The organism is Cellulomonas sp. McL0617 (genome assembly GCF_049994875.1).
In the GTDB taxonomy this organism is placed as follows: Bacteria; Actinomycetota; Actinomycetes; order Actinomycetales; family Cellulomonadaceae; genus Cellulomonas.
On sequence record NZ_CP188256.1, the window covers coordinates 2,424,238 to 2,444,176 of the forward strand.

Here is a 19,939-nt window from a genome sequence, read left to right on the forward strand (position 1 = left end):
GTTACCCAACGCGGGCCTCGTCGCCGACGGAGACGGTGCCGAACCGCACGGGCACCATCTGGATCCCGAACCAGACCTCGCCGTCCCGGCGTCGGTGCCGCGCCAGCGTGCGCAACGGCTCCTTGCCCTTGCGCTGGGTGTCCGGGTCGATCGTCGTCATCACGCACCGGCCGCACGTGTCGGCGAACCGGAGCTCGACGTCCCCGACCACCACGGTCGACCAGTCATCCTCGGCGAACGGCTCGAGGTCGCCGTCGAGCACGAGGTTCGGCCGGAACCGTCGCATGTCGAGCACCCGTCGCGGATCGGGCGCGGGCCGGCCCGCCACGAGCGCCTCGCCCACCAGCTCGTCGTGGATCTCGTCGGCCCACGTGTTCAGCCGTGCCAGCGATGCCGTCGTCGTGACGTGCAGCGGGCCGGTGTCCGTGAGCGCCAGCGGGTCCGCGACCGTGCCGCCGTGCCGGTCGGACATGCCGCGCCGCGCCGGGTCGTCGAGCCACACGAGCCGGACGGAACGGCCGAGCAGCTCGGAGCACCACGCCGCCGCCTCGGCACCCGCCGGCGTCGCGGTCCCCACGCGCGACATCTCGACCGGCACGTCCGCCGGACCGCTCGGCTCGGGCACGACGATCGTCGGCAGGCCCGCGCCGGACAGCTCAACGCCGCCGTCGAGCGGCCGCGCGTGCGCGGCCAGCATCCGCGGGAACTTGCGCGCTGTCAGGGTCACGCCGTCGTCTCCGACGAGCATCCACCGCCGGTCGGCGCGCGGCCCGGCGACGCCGACCGTCATGCTCGACAACGGGGTCCCGGCGAACGACTTCACGGGGAAGACGGTCAGCGCGGAGACGACGGGCATGGTGCGGACAATAGGCCAGCGAGCCGGTCCGCGAGGCATCGGCGGGCGGCCGCCCGGCGTGCCCGACCTCCGGACGAAGGACGACGGTGGGCCCGGCCGGTTTCGAACCGGCGACCTCCGCGGTGTAAGCGCGGCGCTCTGACCAGCTGAGCTACAGGCCCTGACAGATGACGGTCGCTCAGCCTACCGGGGACCTCAGGCGGCCAGGTCCGCGATCGCCGCGCGGTAGGACGCGAAGTCGCGTGCCTTGCCGGGCGGGTTCACGACGGACCACCGCAGGATCCCGGCGCCGTCGACCAGGAAGCTGCCGCGTACCGCGAAGCCCTTGGCCTCGTCGAACACCCCGTAGGCGCGCGCGACCTCACCGTGCGGCCAGAAGTCCGACAGCAGGTCGAAGCCGAAGCCCTCCTGCGCGGCCCATGCGCGCAGGGCGTGCTTGGGATCGCACGACACGACCGCGACGTGCACGCCGGCCTGCTCGAACTCCGTGATGTTGTCGCGCAGCTCGCAGAGCTCGCCGGTGCACGTGCCGGAGAACGCGAACGGTACGAACACGATCACGGTGGGGCCGCCGCGCAGACCGCTGAGGGTCACGGGCGTGCCGTGCGTGTCGAGCAGGGAGAAGTCGGGCGCGAGATCGCCGACGGTCGGAGTCGCCATCCGGCGACCCTAACAACGGTCAGCGACCGCGGCCTCTGGCGGCGAGCCGGGTGGCGGACCAGTCGGCGGCGATCGACAGCGTGCTCATGGCGTGCAGCCCCGAGGTCGTCGCGGCTTCCTCGATGTCACTGTGCGAGACGTGGCCCGTGCGACCCGCCTTCGGGGTGAGCACCCAGATCGGCCCGTTGTCGTCGAGCACGGTGAGGGCGTCGACCAGTGCGTCGGTCAGGTCGCCGTCGTCCTGCCGGAACCAGATCACCGCGCCGTCGGTGACGTCGTCGTAGTCCTCGTCGACCAGCTCGGTGCCGGTGATGTCCTCGAGCCCGGACCGCAGGGTGTCGTCGACGTCGTCGTCGTACCCGAACTCCTGGATCACCTGTCCAGCGGCGAAACCCAGACGAGACGCCACGTTCGAGGCGTCGTCCGTGGTGGATGACACGTCCTGACCGATCCCTTCCCTCGCTCGCCCCAGGCCGGGGCGACGCTTCCTGATGCCAAACCGTAGCCCACCGCACCCGTGCGCGGCCCGGCAAGACACGAGGTCGGGGGCGCCGGTGCACCTCCTGTGTCATGGACGTCACGTGAGGGTTCTGGGCACTCGGTGTGACTTTCGGGCCCTCGGGGTCAGAGAATGGGGGCACTACCCCGCACCCCGTCACGCCGCCCACCCAGGCGCGCTCGACGGGGCCGGGCACAGATGCGCCGCCGATGCCGACCGGGCTCGTGCGCGCTGACGAGACGCAAGGAGCGCAGGTGGCTTCGATCGACGAGACGGGACCGCTCATCGGCGGCCTGCTCAGCCAGGTCCCGGACATCGATCCGGAGGAGACCGGCGAGTGGGTGGAGTCCCTCGACGGACTCATCGACGAGAAGGGCGGCCCTCGCGCGCGCTATGTGCTGCTCAGCATGCTGCGGCACGCGCGCCAGCGGAACGTGGCCATCCCGGCCTCGCTCAACACGCCGTACGTCAACACGATCGCGGTGGACGACGAGCCGTACTTCCCAGGCGACGAGGCGCTCGAGCGCCGGTACCGGTCGTGGATCCGCTGGAACGCCGCCGTCATGGTGACGCGTGCGCAGCGCCCCGGCATCGCGGTCGGCGGGCACATCTCGTCGTACGCGTCCGTCGCGACGCTGACCGAGGTCGGCCTCAACCACTTCTTCCGCGGCAAGGACCACCCGGGCGGCGGTGACCAGGTCTACTTCCAGGGTCACGCCTCCCCCGGCGTCTACGCCCGCGCGTACCTCGAGGGACGCCTGTCGGAGCACCAGCTCGACGGGTTCCGCCAGGAGCTGTCGCACCCCGGCGGCGGACTGCCGTCGTACCCGCACCCGCGCCTCGCGCCGGAGCTGTGGGAGTTCCCGACCGTGTCGATGGGCCTCGGCCCGTCGGCGGCCATCTACCAGGCGTGGACGAACCGCTACCTGCACCTGCGGGGCATCAAGGACACGAGCCAGCAGGACGTCTGGGCGTTCCTCGGCGACGGCGAGATGGACGAGCCCGAGTCGCGCGGCATGCTCCAGCTGGCCGGCCAGCAGGGCCTGGACAACCTGACGTTCGTGGTCAACTGCAACCTGCAGCGTCTCGACGGCCCGGTGCGCGGCAACGGCAAGATCATCCAGGAGCTCGAGGCGCAGTTCCGCGGCGCCGGCTGGAACGTCATCAAGGTCGTCTGGGGCCGCGAGTGGGACGCCCTGCTCAACGCCGACAAGGACCGCGCGCTGGTCAACCTCATGAACACCACGCCCGACGGCGACTTCCAGACGTACCGAGCCGAGGACGGCGCGTTCATCCGCGAGAACTTCTTCGGCCGCGACCCGCGGACCAAGGCGCTCGTCGAGAAGATGACGGACGACGAGATCTGGGCGCTCAAGCGCGGCGGGCACGACTACCGCAAGATCTACGCCGCCTACAAGGCCGCCCGTGAGCACACGGGCCAGCCGACGGTCATCCTGGCGCACACCATCAAGGGCTACGGCCTTGGCTCCGGGTTCGCCGGCCGCAACGCCACGCACCAGATGAAGAAGCTCAAGGGCGACGACCTCAAGACGCTGCGCGACTCGCTGCACATCCCGATCACGGACGAGCAGATCGACGCCGACCCGTACCTGCCGCCGTACTACCACCCCGGCACCGACGACGAGGGCATCCAGTACCTGCTGGAGCGTCGTCGTCAGCTGGGCGGGTTCGTGCCCGAGCGCCGGACGGCCCACAAGCCGCTGGACCTGCCCGACGACAAGGTCTACGAGGGCCTGGCCAAGGGGTCCGGGCACCAAGAGGTCGCGACCACCCAGGCGCTCGTGCGGCTGTTCAAGGACCTCGTCCGGGACAAGGGCTTCGGCCACCGTCTCGTGCCGATCATCCCCGACGAGGCGCGCACGTTCGGTCTCGACTCGATCTTCCCGAGCGCGAAGATCTTCAACACGAACGGCCAGAACTACATGGCCGTGGACCGCGAGCTCATGCTCTCCTACAAGGAGTCCGAGTCCGGCCAGATCATGCACACGGGCATCAACGAGGCCGGGTCCGCCTCCGCGTTCCAGGCGGTCGGCACGTCCTACGCCACGCACGGCGAGCCGCTGATCCCTTTCTACTTCTACTACTCGATGTTCGGTTTCCAGCGGACCGGCGACCAGTTCTGGGCGGCAGGCGACCAGATGGCGCGCGGCTTCCTGATCGGCGCCACGGCCGGCCGCACGACGCTGACCGGCGAGGGTCTGCAGCACGCCGACGGTCACTCGCCGCTGCTCGCCGGGACCATGTCGCACGTCGTGCACTACGACCCGGCCTACGGGTACGAGATCCGGCACATCGTGCGCGACGGCATCGAGCGCATGTACGGCGACGCCGGCGGTCGCGACCGCGACGTCATCTACTACCTCACCGTCTACAACGAGCCGATGCCGCAGCCGGCCGAGCCGGAGGACGTCGACGTCGAGGGGATCCTGCGAGGCATCCACCTGATCTCGCCGATCGAGGGCGACGGGCCGCGCGCCCAGATCCTCGCCTCGGGCGTCGCGATCCCGTGGGCCCTGGAGGCCAAGAAGCTGCTCGCCGACGACTGGGGCGTCCAGGCGGCGGTCTGGTCGGTGACCAGCTGGAACGAGCTGCGTCGCGACGGCCTGGCCGCCGACCAGCGGGCGTACCTGCACCCCGGCGAGGAGGAGCGCGTCCCGTACCTCACGCAGAAGCTGCAGGGGGCGGAGGGTCCGTTCGTGGCGACGACGGACTACGACCACCTCGTAGCCGACCAGGTCCGTGCCTGGATCCCCGGCACGTACGCGACGCTCGGCGCCGACGGCTTCGGGTTCTCGGACACCCGCGCGGCGGCCCGGCGGCACTTCAAGATCGACGGCCCGTCGACGGTGGTCCGCGTGCTGCAGCAGCTGGCTCGCACGGGTGCGGTCGGCCACGACGCGCCCGCGCAGGCCATCGAGCGCTACCGCCTGCACGACGTCAACGCCGGTACGTCCGGCAACGCCGGCGGCGACAGCTGACGATCTGACGAGACGACGAAGGCCCGGGACGATCGCTGCCCGGGCCTTCGTCGTACGGTCTGCTTCCGGTCAGGTGCCGGGGATGTTCTGCTCGGCGTGCGCCAGCTCGCGGGCCAGCTCGCTCTTCAGGTCCGCGACCGCCTTCTGGTCTGGGTACAGGTCGAGAGCCGCGATGTGTTGCTTGGCCTCCAGCGGCCGGCCCGCCTCCACGGACGCGAGCACGAGCTGGCGAGCCACCTCGGGGTCGTGCTCCCGAGGGCGCCAGTGCCCGACGCCCAGCCCGATCGCGTCGACGGGCAGGTCGGCGTCCCGCAGCAAGGCCAGCGCCTCGACGAGAGCCTTGCCGGACGGGTCCCGCTCTGCCGCCGTCGTCAGGCGGCGCAGGGTGCCCTCGCGGTCGTCGAGCACCGACAGCCGGGCGACCTCGATCAGCGGGTACCAGGCGCGTGGGTTGCCCGCGAGCTCCTCGCCCAGCGACCAGACCGCGAGGTCCGCCGCGCGCTGACGCTCCACCTCGTCGGACGGTGCCGCCAACGGGTCGTCGTCGGCGACGGTCGACTCCGCGGCGCGGCGACGGACGATCTCGGCGAGCGCGACGAACGCCCGTTCGTTGTTCGGATCGTCGCTCAGCATCGACCGTAGGGCGTCCTCGTGGAGGGTGTCACCGCGCCGCGCGACACTGGTCGGACGGCGCGCGCCAACCCGCGACGCCGACGACGGCCGTCGCATCAACTGACGCAGGCGGGGCAGGAGTGCCATGCAGCGACCTTATCCGTAAGGGACGAACCACACCGGGCGACGACGTCGCCGACACGGGTGCGCGCCGACCGGCGTTTGTCGACTTCCCACAATAGGCACCCTATGCTCGCCCCATGTCCAGCACCCTCGACGGGCCTGCTCCCCAGACCTCCCCGCCGCCCGCCCGGCCGCGTCGCACGGCGCCGGCCCGGGTCCGCACGCCGGCGACCGCCGTGCTCGAGCCGCGCGGCGGTCCGGAGACCCAGCGTCGCGTCCGCGAGGGAGCGGGACTGCTGTCGGCGGCCGCCATGCGGCGGCTGGACGAGGACCTGGAGTGGTACCGCCAGCTGCCGGCGGAGGACCGCTCGTGGGTCGGGCTCATCGCGCAGGCCGGGATCACCGCGTTCGTCACCTGGTTCGCCGAGCCGACCCGCCCTCCGCACGGCGTGGGCGACATCTTCGCCACCGCACCGCCCGAGCTGACCCGGTCGATCTCCCTGCAGCACACCCTCCAGCTGGTGCGCGTGGTGGTCGACGTGGTCGAGACCAACAGCGACCGCCTGGCCGCGCCGGGCGACGAGCGGGAGGTTCGCGAGGCCGTCCTGCGGTACTCCCGGGAGGTCGCGTTCTCCGCCGCGGAGGTCTACGCCCGAGCCGCGGAGATGCGTGGCGCCTGGGACGCGCGGCTCGAGGCCCTCGTCGTGGACGCCCTGGTCCGGGGGGACGCGGACGACGCGCTGCGGTCGCGCATCGCCGCGCTGGGGTGGAGCGGACGAGGGTCGACGCTCGTCATGGTGGGCACGACGACGTCCGCGCTCGACGACGTCCGCGCCGCCGAGCTCCGCCGGGCGACCCGCCGCGCGGCGGACGACGCGCTCGTCGGCATCCAGGGCGACCGCCTGGTGGTGTTCCTGGGCGGCGAGGGCGACCTGCGCGCCGCGGCCGCGACCCTGCTGCCGCGGTTCGGGCCTGGTCCCGTCGTGATCGGACCCGTCGTCGGCGACCTCACCGACTCGGCCCGGTCGGCCCGCGCCGCGCTGTCGGGACTGCTCGCGGCGCCCGCGTGGGAGCACGCACCGCGTCCCGTGCAGGCCGACGAGCTGTTGCCCGAACGGGTGCTGATCGGCGACGAGACCGCCCGCCGGACGCTCGTCGCGCAGGCGTTCGCGCCCCTGGCCGCCAGCCAGGGATCCCTGCTCGAGACCCTCTCGGCCTACCTCGGGACGGGACGCTCGCTGGAGGCCGCCGCACGCACCCTGTACGTGCACCCCAACACGGTCCGATACCGCCTGCGACGGGTCGCCGACGTCACCGGATGGGATCCGCTGGACGCCCGAGAGTCGTACGTCCTGCAGACCGCGCTGGCCCTCGGCCGGCTCGACGCGGCGGCCGGCTCTTTGTAGGAGAGGCACAAGGGCGTCCCAGAAGGTTGGTGCCCGCCGTGACCGAGAGGCACGGCGGCGGGAAGGCAAGGTTGAGAGCGTGCTCGTCGTCGTCTGCCCCGGTCAGGGCGCCCAGTCCCCCGGCATGCTCGCCCCGTGGCTCGAGCTGCCGTCCGTCGCCGAGTCCATCGCGCGGGCGTCACGCACGACGGGTCTCGACCTGGTCGCCCACGGCACCACGTCCGACGCGGACACCATCCGCGACACGGCCGTCGCCCAGCCGCTGCTGGTCGCCTCGGCGTTGGCCAGCCTGCGCGCGGTTCTCGACCTCGATGCCGACGCACCGCTCGCTCTCGCGGCACAACCGCTGCTCGGCGCGACCGCCGGTCACTCGGTCGGCGAGCTGGCGGCGGCCGCGATCGCGGGCGTGCTGACCGACGACGAGGCCCTGCGCCTGGTCACGGTCCGCGGGGCCGCCATGGCCCGCGCCGCCGCCGCCACGCCGACCGGCATGAGCGCCGTCCTGGGCGGCGACCCCGACGAGGTCCTCGCGCTCCTGGCGCAGCACGGTCTCGTGCCCGCGAACGTCAACGGCGGCGGCCAGGTGGTCGCCGCGGGCACGCTCGACGCGCTGGCCGCGTTCGCCGCCGCCCCGCCGACCAAGGCTCGCGTGCTCACGCTGCAGGTGGCCGGCGCGTTCCACACCGAGCACATGGCACCCGCCGTCGCGGAGCTGCGAGCCGCCGCGGACGACGTGACGCCCGGCGAGCCGATGGTGCCGCTGCTGACCAACTCCGACGGGTCGGTCGCGGCCTCCGGTGCTCGGGCCCTCGAACTCATCGTCGCGCAGGTGGCCAACCCGGTCCGTTGGGACCTCTGCCAGGCCAGGCTGCAGGAGCTCGGGGTCACCGGGCTGCTCGAGGTGGCGCCCGGCGGAGTGCTCACGGGTCTGGCGCGGCGTACGCTGCCCGGGGTCGAGACCGTTGCCGTCAAGACCCCCGCCGACCTGGACGCCGCACGCGACCTCATCCGTCGGCACGCCGGAAGCCCCGAGACCCTGCAGGAGAACCCGTCGTGACCCGTCCCACCCTCACGCAGGCCACCGGACCGGCGCACACCCGCATCCTCGGCCTCGGCGGCGTCCGCGGCGAGAACGTCGTCACCAACGACGACATCGCCGGCCCGATCGACTCCTCCGACGAGTGGATCCAGCAGCGGACCGGCATCGTGACGCGCCGCCGCGCGTCGGCGGGCACGGACGTGCTCGACCTCGCCGAGGAGGCCGCCATCCTCGCGCTGAAGGATGCCGGGCTCACCGGCGCCGACATCGACGTCGTGATCCTGTCGACCGTCACCTACTTCAACCAGACGCCCGCGGGCGCCGCGATCATCGCCGACCGCATCGGCGCCTCCCCCGCGGCCGCGTTCGACATCTCCGCGGCGTGCGCCGGCTACTGCTACGGCATCGGCCAGGCGGACGCACTGGTCCGGGCCGGGACCGCCCGCAACGTGCTGGTCATCGGCGCCGAGAAGATGAGCGAGTTCATCGACCCGACCGACCGCACGATCTCGTTCCTGCTCGGCGACGGCGCCGGCGCGGTCGTGATCGGCCCGTCGGACACGCCCGGCATCGGCCCGACGATCTGGGGTTCTGACGGCGGACAGGCCCAGGCCATCCGCCAGACCCACTCGTGGCTGGCCACCCGCGACGAGGGCCTCGGCTGGCCGACGCTGCGCCAGGAGGGCCAGAGCGTCTTCAAGTGGGCCGTCTGGCAGATGGCTCCCGTCGCGCAGAAGGCCATGGACGCCGCGGGCGTGACCGCCGATCAGATCGAGGCGTTCATCCCGCACCAGGCCAACATGCGCATCATCGACCAGATGATCAAGACCCTGAAGCTCCCGGAGAGCGTCGTCATCGGCCGGGACATCGCCGAGACGGGCAACACCTCGGCGGCGTCGATCCCGCTGGCGACCGAGCGCCTGCTCCGCGAGGGCCAGGTGTCCAGCGGTGCGCTCGCCCTCCAGATCGGTTTCGGAGCCGGCCTGGTGTACGCCGCGCAGGTCGTGGTCCTGCCCTGAACCCAGCTGTCGGTACGGCCCCCGCTGTACCGTTCGTCCGACCCCACACAGCACGACCCGACACGAGGAGACACCGATGGCGTACAGCGAGCAGGAGATCCTGGCCGGCCTGGCCGAGATCGTCAGCGAGGAGACCGGGCTTCCGACGGACTCCGTCCTGCCCGAGAAGTCCTTCACCGACGACCTCGACATCGACTCCCTGTCGATGATGACGATCGTCACGCTGGCCGAGGAGAAGTTCGAGGTCACCATCCCGGACGACGAGGTCAAGAACCTCGCGACCGTCGGCGACGCCGTCACCTTCATCGCGGGTGCGCAGGCCTGAGCCTGTCCCCACCGGTCCGTCCGGGCGGCGCGTCTCGTGCCGCTCGGACGGTCCACCCCTGATCCCCGAGTACCCGATCTGGAGCACCGATGAGCCACGTACCTGATGTCGTCGTCACGGGACTGGGCGCGACCACCCCGCTGGGTGGGGACGTGGCCAGCACCTGGGCCGCCGCGCTGAACGGCGAGTCCGGCGCACGGCGCTTCGACGACGCCTGGTTCGAGCGGGCCGGACGCTTCGGCATCCCGGTCGAGTTCGCCGCGACGATCAAGGTCGACCCGAGCGAGGTCCTGACCCGCCCCGAGCAGAAGAAGATGGACCCGTCTGCGCAGTACGCGATCATCGCGGCGCGCGAGGCGTGGGCCGACGCCGGCGCACCCGAGGTGGACGGTGACCGGCTCGGGTCGGTCGTGTCGTCCGGCATCGGCGGCATCCAGACGATCCTCGACGCGTGGGAGAAGCTCCTGGGGAGCCCCGACGGCGGCGCCCGCCGCGTCCTGCCCATGACCGTCCCCATGCTCATGCCCAACTCCCCCACGGCGTACGTCTCGTTGGAGTTCGGTGCCCGCGCCGGCGCGCACGCGCTCGTGTCCGCCTGTGCCTCGGGCGCCGAGGCGATCGGGTACGCCGCCGACATGATCCGCACCGGCCGCGCCGACGTCGTCATCGCCGGCGGCACGGAGGCGTCGATCCACCCGATGCCCGTCGCCGCGTTCGCCGCGTCGCGCACCCTCTCGCTGCGCAACGACGACCCCGAGGGCGCGTCACGCCCCTACGACGTCGACCGGGACGGCTTCGTCATCGGCGAGGGCGCCGGCGTCGTCATCCTGGAGAGCGCCGAGCACGCGGCCGCCCGGGGCGCCCGCGTGTACGCGCGCATCGCCGGCGTCGGCCTGTCCGCGGACGGCTACCACATCACCTCCCCCGAGCCGTCGGGCGACGGGCAGATCCGCGCCATGAAGGCCGCCCTCGAGGAGTCCGGCATCGCCCGGACCGACATCGTGCACGTCAACGCGCACGCGACGTCGACGGTCGTCGGCGACCTGATCGAGGCTCGGTCGATCCGCGGCCTCCTCGGCGACGAGGCCGACCACGTCGCGCTGTCGGCGACCAAGTCGATGACCGGCCACCTGCTCGGCGGCGCGGGCGCGCTGGAGACGATCTTCACCGTGCTGGCGCTGGTCGAGCGTCAGGCGCCGCCGACGATCAACGTCGAGAACCCCGACCCCGAGCTCGTCCTGGACCTGGTCCGCGACAAGCCGCGCCCGCTGCGTGACGGCCAGATCGGCGCCGTGAACAACTCGTTCGGGTTCGGCGGCCACAACGTCGCGCTGGTCGTCGCGTCGGTCTGATCCTCAGGACCGCTCGCTGATTCAGTACCCGCTGAACGCGTCGGTCCTGATGCGGCGCACACCGGACCCCCGCAGCACCCGGCGCGTCGCGTCGACCATGCCCGGTGAGCCGGAGACGTAGGCGACCCGGGTGGTGAGGTCCGGGACGTGGCTGCGCAGGACCTCGGGGTCGAGGAGCGGCGCCGGGACGTGCGCCCAGCCGGTCGGCAGGTCGTCCGCGAGCGTCGGTGACACGACGACGACCCGGGCCCCGGACGCGACGAGCACGTCGGGGTACGCGGGCGGGTCGCCGGGGTTCAGCAGGAGCACCACGACGACGTCGCGCCGGTCGTCCGAGCCCGCGACGGCCGCCAGGTGGCTCACGAAGGGCGTGATCCCGATCCCACCGGCGACCAGCAGCAGCGGCACGGACGCGTCGCGCGGGAGGAGGAAGTCGCCGCCGACGGCGGTGACCCGCACCAGGGTCCCCTCGGGCACGGCGCTGAGCGCCGCCTTGAACGTGCTCGGCTGCTCCGAGAGCCGGAACGCCACCGCGACGTCGGTCTCGCCGCCCGGAGCCCGAGCCACCGAGAACACGCGCCGCGAGCCCCGGGAGTCGGCGTCCGCGTGCGGCACGTGCAGCTCGATCCACTGGCCTGCCTCGAACCGCATCGGGTTCTGCGGGGCGAACGCCACCTCCCGGACGCCCGGCGCCACGGTGCGATGACCCTGCACGCGCAGGAGCACGGCCCTGCGCTGCCCGACGGTGAACGCGAGGACGTTGCCCACCACGAGCGCCAGCTCGGGCGAGTTGTACAGGTGCCCGACGGTGAACGGCACGAATGTGAGCGCGCCGACCAGCGCCGCCTCGACGAGCTGCTGGCGACGTCGCGGCGGCAGGGTCAGCGGCTCGGTGAGCATGAAGCAGGCGGCGAACACGATCGGGTACGACTGGAAGGGGCTCGTCACGGCCTCGACCGGCGACGCCCCGGCGTGCAGCAGCCGCGGGACCAGGACCGCGAGCGACGCCAGCACGGCCGTGGCCACGAGGAGTCCGCGACCGGTCCGCAGCACCACGACGAGCCCGGCGAGGGCGACGATCGGCAGCAGGGTGGGCGTCGCGACCCACCACGCCGCCGGGAACCCGCCGAACGGCACGGCGACGAGTCCGCCGATCAGCGCCCCGGCCGCCGCCGGGTTGAGCACGTGCCGCGCCCGCACGGCGAGGACGAACTTGGACAGGCTCGCCACGACGGCGGCACCGGCGAGCGTGAGGAACGAGGTGACGTTGAGCTGCGGCCAGAACAGGAGCGCCAGGATCAGCCCGGTGATCACCGAGGACTCAGCGTGCACGCGAGTCCGCCACAGGGCGCCGCACAGCCGGCTCGTCAGCACGCTGACCAGCACGGCCACGACCGCGAACAGGAAGATGGCGAGCGGGTCCTGCGAGATCGAGCCGGCCAGCGCCAGCAGGATGGCCGACAGCAGGATCGCGCCCAGCGTCCACGTCATGACGCGGTAGGTGGTCGCCCTGCCGAGGAACCCGCTCATACGAACACCTCTCCGGGCAGGCCCAGGGAGTACCGCAACCGGCCGTCCGCGCCGAGGCGCGCGTACGTGTGGCGGATCACGGCCTCGAGCCGGTCGGCATCGGCAAAGAAGTGCGCCGTCGCCAGCCCGTCCGCCAGCATCGCGCTCTCGGCCACCACCCAGGTGGCCACGACGTCCGACGCCGGCAGGCCCGTGCGCGCATCGAGCACGTGGTGCAGCCCGTCACCCCAGGCCCGACGGTCCACGGCGGAGCCGCACAGCGCCGCGTCGGCGAGCTCCACCACCCCGATCGCGCGAGCCGGGTCGCCCGGCTGCTGCAGCGCCACCCGGAACGCCGGGCCGCCGCGGTGCACCAGGTCGCCGCCGGCGTCGACGACGTACCGGTCGATCCCGCAGTCCACCAGCTCGTCAGCGACGAGATCGACCAGCTGCCCCTTGCCCGCGGCGCCGACGTCCAGCAGCACGGGCTCTCGGAGCACCAGCACGTCGCCGTCGCGCTCGACCACGTCGTCCCACGTCGGCGCCGGCTCGGGCGCGCCCGACGGGCGCAGCGTGTAGTCGCCGTCGTACCCGAGGCGCACGAGGCTGCGGCCGACCAGCGGCGACACCGCTCCGTCGGTGACGCGCGCGAGCAGCGCGTAGAGGTCCAACAGGGGTGCGGCCTCAGGCGGGAGCCGATACGTGCCGGCCTCGCGCGCCATCGTGCTGACCAGCGAGTCCGGGCGGAACCGCGACCAGACGGCGTCGTAGGCCTCGATCCGTCGTCGGACGCGCGACGGCGTGGCGACGTCGAGCGGGCCGTCGAGATAGATCGACCACCGCGTGCCGATGGCGTCGAACGACGCCTCAGGCCTTCGCATCGGCCGCGATCTCGGCGAGCGCCGCGTTGAAGCCCTCCGACGTGAGGGAGGAGCCCGAGACGACGTCGACGTCCGCGTCGGTGATCTTCTTCCCGACGACGGCCTCGGCGATGCCGGAGGCGAAGTCGTGCTGGTACTGCGCCGACGTGGGGTTCGTCGCCTTCGGTTCGACCTCGACCGCGGTGATCACCCCGCCGGAGAGCTTCACCGAGACCTCGATCGACTCCTTGCCCTGCGGCGACTGGTACGACCCTGCGGCCGTGTAGGTCCCGTCCGTGTAGCCCGACGCCGACGGGTCCGCCGCCGTCGGCTCGGCCTCGGTGATCGTGGCACCGCCTGCGACCGCCGCCGTCGACGGGCCGGCGGGATGCGACGGCATTCCGTCCGAGCACGCGGCCAGTGCTGCGACGACGGATGCTCCGGAAACGAGCGCGACCGTGCTCCTCGTGGGTGTCCTCATGGAGAAGGCTTCCTTGTTCGTGCCGACCAGCGGCGTGAGATCGCGACTCTGGTGGGCACTCTAGGGAAGTTGTCTGGGGCGACGCTGTGCAGGTCCAGCAGCCGAACGCCGCGCCGGCTCAGCCCACCCGGTGCAGCCAGCGCACGGGTGCGCCCGCACCCGCGTACCGGAACGGCTCGAGCTCGTCGTCCCACGCCTGCCCGAGCGCGAGATCCAGCTCCGTGCGGAGGCGCAGCGGGTCCGCGGCGTGCTCGAGGGCGGCGCGGATCCGGTCCTCGGGCACGACGATGTTGCCGTGCACGTCCGTCGCGGCGTGGAAGATGCCCAGCTCCGGGGTGTGGCTCCACCGGGAGCCGTCGACGCCGTGGCTGGCCTCCTCGGTGATCTCGTAGCGCAGGTGAGCCCAGCCGCGCAGCGAGGACGCGAGGCGCGCGCCGGTGCCCTGCGCTCCCTGCCACGAGTGCTCAGCCCGGTAGAAGTCCGGTCCGGCGGGCTGCGCCGTCCAGTCGAACGACGCGCGTCCGCCCAGCACGTTGCCGGCCGCCCACTCGATGTGAGGGCACAGCGCGCGGGGTGCAGAGTGCACGAAAAGTACACCGCGGGTGATCGCACCTGCCATGTCGTCCTCCTGAACGGGGTTCGAGGTTCGTCTTCCCCAACGACCTCAACGCGTTCGGACGAGCAACACAGTCTCGCGGCGTGCTGGGGCCAGCATGCACGACGAGTCGCGCGAACGCCAGCCTGCCGCGCTCAGAGCTGGTCGCGGATGGTGCGCATGGCCTTCTTGCGCACCGATCGCTCGAGGCGGTCCAGGTAGAGCATCCCGTCGAGGTGGTCCACCTCGTGCTGCAGGCAGCGGGCCATGAGCTCGGTGCCCTCGACGACCACCTCGTTCCCGTCGAGGTCGGTGCCGACGACCCGCGCGTACCAGGCGCGTCGGGTCGGGTACCAGAGGCCGGGCACCGACAGGCACCCCTCGTCGCCGTCCTGGTACTCGTCCTCGGACAGCTCGACGATCGTCGGGTTGAGCACGTAGCCCACCTCGTCGTCGATGTTCCAGGAGAACGCCCGCAGGCCGACGCCGATCTGGTTGGCCGCCAGCCCGGCACGCCCGTCGGTGTCGACGGTCTCGACGAGGTCCTCGACGAGACCGCGCACACGCGCGTCGATCGTCGTGATCGGGTCGCAGGGGGTGCGCAGGACGGGGTCTCCGACGGTCCGGATCTCTCGCATGGCCATGCGGTGATCCTTTCATGACCGGCGCGGTGCCGAGGTTCGGCACCCTGTGTGACCGGGGAGACAGCCGCGTGCCCGCCATCGGCAACGGCCCGCGAGGTAGGCTTTGTACTGACCGGTCAGTTTAAGGAGCCCGCATGCCCGTCCTCGCCGCCCAGGCGCACGCACTGTCCCTGACGGGCGACCGCGGCGCGATCTACGGCCCCCTCGACCTCGACGTGGCCACGGGCGAGCTCACCGTCGTGCGCGGCCCGCAGGGGTCCGGTCGGACCAGCCTGCTGCTCACCCTCGCCGGCCGGATGGTGCCCGACGAGCCGTCGAGCCTCGTCGTCCTCGGCCACGCGCTGCCGGACGACCGTGGCGCGCTGCAACGGGAGGCCGCGCTCGCCGGGTTCGCGGGGATCGACGATCTCGACGAGTCCGTCACCGTCGCGCAGCACGTCCGCGAGCGGCTCGCGTGGCTGTCCCCGTGGTACCGACGGCTGCGTCGGCCGGACCAGGGTGTCGTCGACGCGCTCCTCGCACCCGTCTTCGGCGACGTTCCGGTGCCGGCGGCGCAGACAGTCGTCTGGCATCTCGACGAGGTCGAGGCACTCCTGCTGCGGATCGCCCTCGCGATGGCGCAGCGGCCCCGGCTTCTCGTCGTCGACGACCTCGACCAGGTGCACGACCCAGCCCGCCGCCGTCTCGTCTGGGACCGCCTCGAGGCTCTGACCGACGACGGGCTGACCGTCGTCGCCGCCAGCGCCGCCGCCGCCCCGTACGTCCGGCACACCCAGCTCCACCTCACCCACTGACGAAGGACGCCCCATGCTCTCCCTGACCTCGGGCGGCGAGCTCCGCCGGTTCCGCCGCGGACGGCTCCCCCGGCTGGCCGTCGCGGCGATGCTGCTCGTCCCGCTCTTGTACGGAGCCCTGTACCTCTGGGCGTTCTGGAGCCCGACCTCGCACCTCGACCGGCTGCCGGTCGCGCTGGTCGACGCCGACACGGGCGCCCCCGCCTCGGACGGCACCCGGCTGACCGCCGGCGCCGACCTGACCGCCCAGCTGACCGACGCCGGCGATCTCGACTGGCACCCGACCGACGCGTCGGACGCGGCCGCGGGCGTGCAGGACGGCGACTACTACTTCGCCGTCACCATCCCGGCCGACTTCTCGACGTCGCTCGCCTCGGCCGGTGGGGACACGCCGACCAGCGCACGGATCGACGTCACCTACAACGACGCGAATTCCTTCATCGGCACGACGCTCGGCCGCTCGGCGATGACGCAGGTGCGCGACGCGGTCGCCGCGACCGCGGGCCGGCAGGCGGTCGACCAGGTGCTGGTGGGCCTCGGCTCCGCCCGCGAGGGACTGGTGCAGGCCTCCGACGGTGCCGTCTCGCTGCGCGCCGCGGCCACGCAGCTCGGCGCCGGGGCGACCCAGGTGGCCACCGGTGCCGCGCAGGCGCGTGACGGGGCCGCCGCGCTCGCCGGCGGGACGGCGACCCTGGGCAGCGGCGCGGCCCAGGTGGCCTCCGGCAGTGCGACCCTCGCCGACGCGGCGCACCGCCTGGCCGCCGGATCCGACACGGCCCACGCCTCGGCCGGGGCCGTCGCGGGCGGCGCGCAGAAGGTCGCGGACGGCGTGCACGCGACGGTCGGCACGATCGGCGGGCTGCTCCCCCAGATGGGCGCCTATCTGACCGCCCGAGCCTCCGCCGGCGACGCGGACGCCGCCGCCCTCCTGGCCACGCTGGGCTCGTCGGACCCCGCCGCCCTGTCCGCTCAGCTCCAGCAGCTCGATGCGGGCGCCGCGCAGGTCGCCTCCGGCGCCGCGGCGCTCGACGACGGGCTCGGGTCCCTGGCGGCCTCCGCGCAGACCCTGGCCACCGGTGCGACCACGCTCGCAGGCGGGGCCACGGGCGTCGCGGACGGCGCGGCGCACGCCGCCGACGGGTCCGCCACGCTGGCCACCGGCACGGCGGCGCTGGCCGACGGCGCCGCACGGGTCGCCTCCGGCACCTCGCAGGTCGGCGACGGAGCCGCCCAGCTCGCGGACGGTCTGTCCGACGGCGCCGCGCAGATCCCCGACGACTCCGCGGATCAGCGGACGGCTCGGGCGACGACGATCGCGAACCCCGTCGAGCTCGCGACGACGGATCTGGCCACCGCCGACAGCCTCGGCGAGGGCTTCGCCCCGATGTTCCTGCCCATGGCGCTCTTCGTCGGCGGGATCATCACGTGGCTCCTGCTGCGCCCGCTGCCCTCGCGGGCGCTGGCCACCCCGGCGTCCGGCTGGCGCGTCGCCATCGCCGGCTACCTGCCCGCCGTCGCCGTCGGTGCAGGTCAGGTCGCCGTCCTGCTCGGCGTGGTCGCCCTCGGGCTCGGGCTGAGCATCGGCCACCCGGTGGGCACCGTCGCGTTCCTCGTGCTCGTCGCCGCGGCGTTCCTCGCCGTGCAGCAGATGCTCATCGCGGTGCTCGGGCCGGCCGCGGGCAAGGTCGCGACGATCGCCCTGCTCATGCTCCAGATCACGTCCGCGAGCGGGACGTACCCGGTGCAGACGACCCCGGCGTTCTTCCAAGCGATCCATCCGCTGCTCCCGATGACCTACGCGGTGCAGGGCCTGCGCGACCTCGTGACGGGGACGCCCGACGCCCGGCTGTGGGTCGCCGTCGGCTATCTGGTCGCCGTCCTGCTGGCCTCGCTGGCGGTCACGGCGTGGAAGGCGGGCCGGATGCGGACCTGGACGGTCTCCCGCCTTCACCCGGCGTTGACCATATGAGTGCCCGAGCGATCTGAGAGGCTGCGGCAATGCGCGCAGGGGGCACCAGGGAGCAGATCGTCGAGGCAGCGCTCGCGCTCGTCGCCGAGCGCGGCTTCGCGGCCACGTCCGTCGACGACATCGCGGCGGCGGCCGGCGTCGCCAAGGGCAGCATCTTCTACAACTTCGGCTCCAAGGCCGGCCTGTTCGAGTCGATCATCAGCCAGGGCGTCGGGCGGCTGACCGCCGCACTGCGGTCCGCGTCCGACGGGCTGCACGGTCGCGACGCCCTGGAGGCGCTCGTGGGCGAGCTGCTCGCCCAGATCGAGGCGCACCCGGACTTCGCCAAGCTGATGGCCGCCGAGTCGTTCCGGACGGGCCGCAGCTGGCAGGACTCGATCCGGCACCTGCGCGACGAGTCGATCGGCACCTTCGCCGACGTCGTCGCGGAGACGTGGCCGGAACGCAACGCTCTGCTCGCGGCCGCGGCCCTGTTCGGCGCGACGCTGCTGGCAGGGCTCGAGTGGCTCGTGTTCCAGCCCCACCGGACGCAGGCCGAGGTCCGCGACGCGGTCCTGGCAACCATCGCCTGAGACGCAAGAAGCCCGCCGTTCCCGGCGGGCTTCTTGGCATTCGTCCCGAAGGACGTCAGGCGTTGGTCGAGATCACTCGCCGCGCTGCGTGGGGACACCCGTGAGCAGCGAACGAACCTCGGACTCGTGGAAACGGCGGTGGCCGCCGAGGGTACGAACCGCCGAGAGCTTGCCGGCCTGGGCCCAGCGCGTGACCGTCTTGGGGTCGACGCGGAAGAGGACCGCAACCTCACCGGGGGTGAGAAGGGCGCCCTGCGAGAGGGGGGCGTCGATGGTGGTAACAGCCATGATGGATCTCCTGTCGTTCGGTAGCTCGGCTGGCCTCGTGGGCCCCGTGGCTTTGCGTCCCCGCCTTGCAGCGGGTTTGCCGTTTGTCGCTGACAACCGGAACTATGCCCGGTTCTGGACAGGTGTGCAACAAGCTGTGACCGCCGTTTCGCGGGCAAACGGGTGATTCAAACCCTCCGAAACCGGACGACGGCGGCCGTTCACCTTCCCTCCGGCACCCGTCGTGTGGCATCGGCGTACGGCGCACCTGCGGCCGCTCGGTGCGGCGAGCGAAACTCTCGGACGGCGGTGCGCACAGCCTCTGACCTGGAGATATGTCGCCGGTCGAAGTTAATCGTCGGGTGTCCGTTTCGTGGTGGACCTACCGAGGGACGGGGCCGTCGGACGTCTGTGCGACGACCTCGGCGGACAGATGAGACAGACCGGGGCAGACTCCCCGACATGTGGCGCATTTCACCCGTTCGCCGTAGAGCGGCTCGACGCGCGATCAGCTTCCTCCCGCCGGACACGCGGCCCGTTCACCCTCTGATGCCCCCTTCGGTAGGGTTCGGCGTGCCCCAGTAGCTCAGCCGGTCAGAGCGCCAGACTCATAATCTGAGAGGTCGTCGGTTCAAGCCCGACCTGGGGCACCGCGCCACGCGGGTACCGTGCTGCCGTGGCCCTGTTCTCCCGTCGACGACTCCCCGACGCCGTCCGGGCGCGCCTCGAGCTGCGTCCCGGCGACACGGTGCTGGTCAGCACGGAGCTGACCGACGACCGCTGGGTCGTGGCCAGCCGGCTGGCGCTGCACGTGCTCGACGCCGGCCAGGACGTCGCCCGCCACCCGTGGTCCGACATCGACCACGGCGCCATGGACCCCGCGACCCGCACCCTGAGCGTGCGGTGGGTCTGGGGGCGCACCACCCGGTTCGTCTTCGGCGACGCCCCCGGGTCCACCGCGTTCGCGCAGACGTTCCGCGAGCGCGTCCAGCAGTCCGTCGTCCACGCCGTCGCCACGACCCTGCCCGACGGCCAGCGGATCCGGGTCGCGCTACGCCGCGGCGAGGACGGCGAGCTGTTCACGCAGGTGCTCGGCGAGGGCTCCGTCGACCTCTCCGACCCGGCCGTCGCGGCCGTCGTCGACGCCGCGGAGGACGAGGTTCGCGACGCCGTCGGGCTCCCCCGCTGAGTGCGGGAGCACCCTCTGACGGCTGCTACAGTTTTCCCCGCACGATCCCTCGTAGCTCAATTGGCAGAGCATCCGACTGTTAATCGGACGGTTACTGGTTCGAGTCCAGTCGAGGGAGCATATTGGGCCCCTGACCTGCACGAATGGTCAGGGGCCCTGCCCGTACCTC

General features: G+C 72.5%; 20 protein-coding genes, 3 tRNA genes and 1 riboswitch. Of the genes, 12 read left to right on the forward strand and 11 right to left on the reverse strand.

What is annotated here, in order from left to right; all coding sequences use genetic code 11:
* Position 1: 1 nt before the first annotated feature.
* The 4 genes from ACPPVS_RS11070 to ACPPVS_RS11085 form a co-directional block, all read right to left on the reverse strand.
* Positions 2-856 (reverse strand): MOSC domain-containing protein, encoded by an 855-nt coding sequence (locus tag ACPPVS_RS11070; protein WP_426592321.1) that lies wholly within the window; start codon positions 854-856, stop codon positions 2-4.
* 87 nt (positions 857-943) lie between these two features.
* A tRNA-Val gene (locus ACPPVS_RS11075) sits at positions 944-1,017 on the reverse strand.
* Between the two features lie 34 nt (positions 1,018-1,051).
* Positions 1,052-1,516 (reverse strand): peroxiredoxin, encoded by a 465-nt coding sequence (locus ACPPVS_RS11080; RefSeq protein ID WP_426592322.1) that lies wholly within the window; start codon positions 1,514-1,516, stop codon positions 1,052-1,054.
* Positions 1,517-1,535: 19 nt separating this feature from the next.
* Positions 1,536-1,955: a DUF3052 domain-containing protein gene (locus ACPPVS_RS11085; protein WP_426592323.1), complete on the reverse strand. Its 420-nt coding sequence runs from the start codon at positions 1,953-1,955 to the stop codon at positions 1,536-1,538.
* Between the two features lie 314 nt (positions 1,956-2,269).
* Between ACPPVS_RS11085 and aceE the strand changes: the two genes are divergently transcribed.
* Positions 2,270-5,014, forward strand: coding sequence for a pyruvate dehydrogenase (acetyl-transferring), homodimeric type (gene aceE / locus ACPPVS_RS11090; RefSeq protein ID WP_426592324.1), 2,745 nt, complete (start codon positions 2,270-2,272; stop codon positions 5,012-5,014).
* A gap of 69 nt (positions 5,015-5,083) precedes the next feature.
* Here aceE and ACPPVS_RS11095 read toward each other — a convergent pair whose 3' ends face one another.
* The gene (locus ACPPVS_RS11095) at positions 5,084-5,647 is read right to left on the reverse strand and encodes a hypothetical protein (protein WP_426592325.1); all 564 of its coding nucleotides are present in this window, start codon (positions 5,645-5,647) and stop codon (positions 5,084-5,086) included.
* Between the two features lie 239 nt (positions 5,648-5,886).
* Between ACPPVS_RS11095 and ACPPVS_RS11100 the strand changes: the two genes are divergently transcribed.
* The 5 genes from ACPPVS_RS11100 (at position 5,887) to ACPPVS_RS11120 (ending at position 10,890) form a co-directional block, all read left to right on the forward strand.
* Positions 5,887-7,155, forward strand: coding sequence for a PucR family transcriptional regulator (locus ACPPVS_RS11100; RefSeq protein ID WP_426592326.1), 1,269 nt, complete (start codon positions 5,887-5,889; stop codon positions 7,153-7,155).
* A gap of 79 nt (positions 7,156-7,234) precedes the next feature.
* Entirely contained in the window at positions 7,235-8,212 is a 978-nt protein-coding gene (locus ACPPVS_RS11105; protein ID WP_426592327.1) for an ACP S-malonyltransferase, read from the forward strand.
* A complete protein-coding gene (locus ACPPVS_RS11110) occupies positions 8,209-9,213 on the forward strand; it encodes a beta-ketoacyl-ACP synthase III (protein WP_426592328.1) in 1,005 nt (334 codons plus the stop codon). The genes ACPPVS_RS11105 and ACPPVS_RS11110 overlap by 4 nt, the downstream gene beginning before the upstream one ends.
* A gap of 76 nt (positions 9,214-9,289) precedes the next feature.
* Positions 9,290-9,538, forward strand: a complete 249-nt coding sequence (locus ACPPVS_RS11115; RefSeq protein WP_028046583.1) for an acyl carrier protein — start codon at positions 9,290-9,292, stop codon at positions 9,536-9,538.
* A gap of 89 nt (positions 9,539-9,627) precedes the next feature.
* Entirely contained in the window at positions 9,628-10,890 is a 1,263-nt protein-coding gene (locus ACPPVS_RS11120; protein WP_426592329.1) for a beta-ketoacyl-[acyl-carrier-protein] synthase family protein, read from the forward strand.
* Between the two features lie 21 nt (positions 10,891-10,911).
* Here the strand turns inward: ACPPVS_RS11120 and ACPPVS_RS11125 are convergent, their stop codons facing one another.
* From ACPPVS_RS11125 to def, 5 genes are all read right to left on the reverse strand, one after another.
* Positions 10,912-12,420, reverse strand: coding sequence for an FAD-dependent oxidoreductase (locus ACPPVS_RS11125; RefSeq protein ID WP_426592330.1), 1,509 nt, complete (start codon positions 12,418-12,420; stop codon positions 10,912-10,914).
* A complete protein-coding gene (locus tag ACPPVS_RS11130; RefSeq protein WP_426592331.1) occupies positions 12,417-13,280 on the reverse strand; it encodes an FAD:protein FMN transferase in 864 nt (287 codons plus the stop codon). The genes ACPPVS_RS11125 and ACPPVS_RS11130 overlap by 4 nt, the downstream gene beginning before the upstream one ends.
* On the reverse strand, positions 13,267-13,740 hold the full coding sequence (locus tag ACPPVS_RS11135; protein ID WP_426592332.1) for an FMN-binding protein: 474 nt from the start codon (positions 13,738-13,740) through the stop codon (positions 13,267-13,269). The genes ACPPVS_RS11130 and ACPPVS_RS11135 overlap by 14 nt, the downstream gene beginning before the upstream one ends.
* Positions 13,741-13,858: 118 nt before the next feature.
* Positions 13,859-14,359: a DUF3145 domain-containing protein gene (locus ACPPVS_RS11140; protein WP_426592333.1), complete on the reverse strand. Its 501-nt coding sequence runs from the start codon at positions 14,357-14,359 to the stop codon at positions 13,859-13,861.
* Between the two features lie 131 nt (positions 14,360-14,490).
* Positions 14,491-14,979 carry a peptide deformylase gene (gene def / locus ACPPVS_RS11145; protein ID WP_426592334.1) on the reverse strand — a complete coding sequence of 163 codons (489 nt, stop codon included), beginning with the start codon at positions 14,977-14,979 and terminating at the stop codon, positions 14,491-14,493.
* A 134-nt stretch (positions 14,980-15,113) separates the two neighbouring features.
* On the opposite strand from def, the gene ACPPVS_RS11150 reads away from it, so the two are divergent.
* The 3 genes from ACPPVS_RS11150 to ACPPVS_RS11160 are packed head-to-tail and all read left to right on the forward strand — an operon-like array spanning position 15,114 to position 18,314.
* Positions 15,114-15,773 (forward strand): ATP-binding cassette domain-containing protein, encoded by a 660-nt coding sequence (locus ACPPVS_RS11150; RefSeq protein ID WP_426592335.1) that lies wholly within the window; start codon positions 15,114-15,116, stop codon positions 15,771-15,773.
* Between the two features lie 13 nt (positions 15,774-15,786).
* The gene (locus tag ACPPVS_RS11155; RefSeq protein WP_426592336.1) at positions 15,787-17,742 is read left to right on the forward strand and encodes a YhgE/Pip family protein; all 1,956 of its coding nucleotides are present in this window, start codon (positions 15,787-15,789) and stop codon (positions 17,740-17,742) included.
* A gap of 29 nt (positions 17,743-17,771) precedes the next feature.
* Entirely contained in the window at positions 17,772-18,314 is a 543-nt protein-coding gene (locus tag ACPPVS_RS11160) for a TetR/AcrR family transcriptional regulator (protein WP_426592337.1), read from the forward strand.
* A 72-nt stretch (positions 18,315-18,386) separates the two neighbouring features.
* Here ACPPVS_RS11160 and ACPPVS_RS11165 read toward each other — a convergent pair whose 3' ends face one another.
* On the reverse strand, positions 18,387-18,602 hold the full coding sequence (locus ACPPVS_RS11165; protein ID WP_426592338.1) for a BldC family transcriptional regulator: 216 nt from the start codon (positions 18,600-18,602) through the stop codon (positions 18,387-18,389).
* Between the two features lie 16 nt (positions 18,603-18,618).
* Positions 18,619-18,693, reverse strand: a riboswitch (cyclic di-GMP riboswitch).
* Positions 18,694-19,156: 463 nt separating this feature from the next.
* Here ACPPVS_RS11165 and ACPPVS_RS11170 point away from each other — a divergent pair.
* The 3 genes from ACPPVS_RS11170 to ACPPVS_RS11180 all read left to right on the forward strand — a co-directional run bounded on the left by ACPPVS_RS11170 (position 19,157) and on the right by ACPPVS_RS11180 (position 19,888).
* Positions 19,157-19,231 (forward strand) — tRNA-Ile (locus tag ACPPVS_RS11170).
* A 26-nt stretch (positions 19,232-19,257) separates the two neighbouring features.
* Complete coding sequence (locus ACPPVS_RS11175) at positions 19,258-19,770, forward strand: hypothetical protein (protein ID WP_426592339.1); 513 nt, start codon at positions 19,258-19,260, stop codon at positions 19,768-19,770.
* Between the two features lie 45 nt (positions 19,771-19,815).
* A tRNA-Asn gene (locus ACPPVS_RS11180) sits at positions 19,816-19,888 on the forward strand.
* The last annotated feature ends 51 nt before the right edge of the window (positions 19,889-19,939 follow it).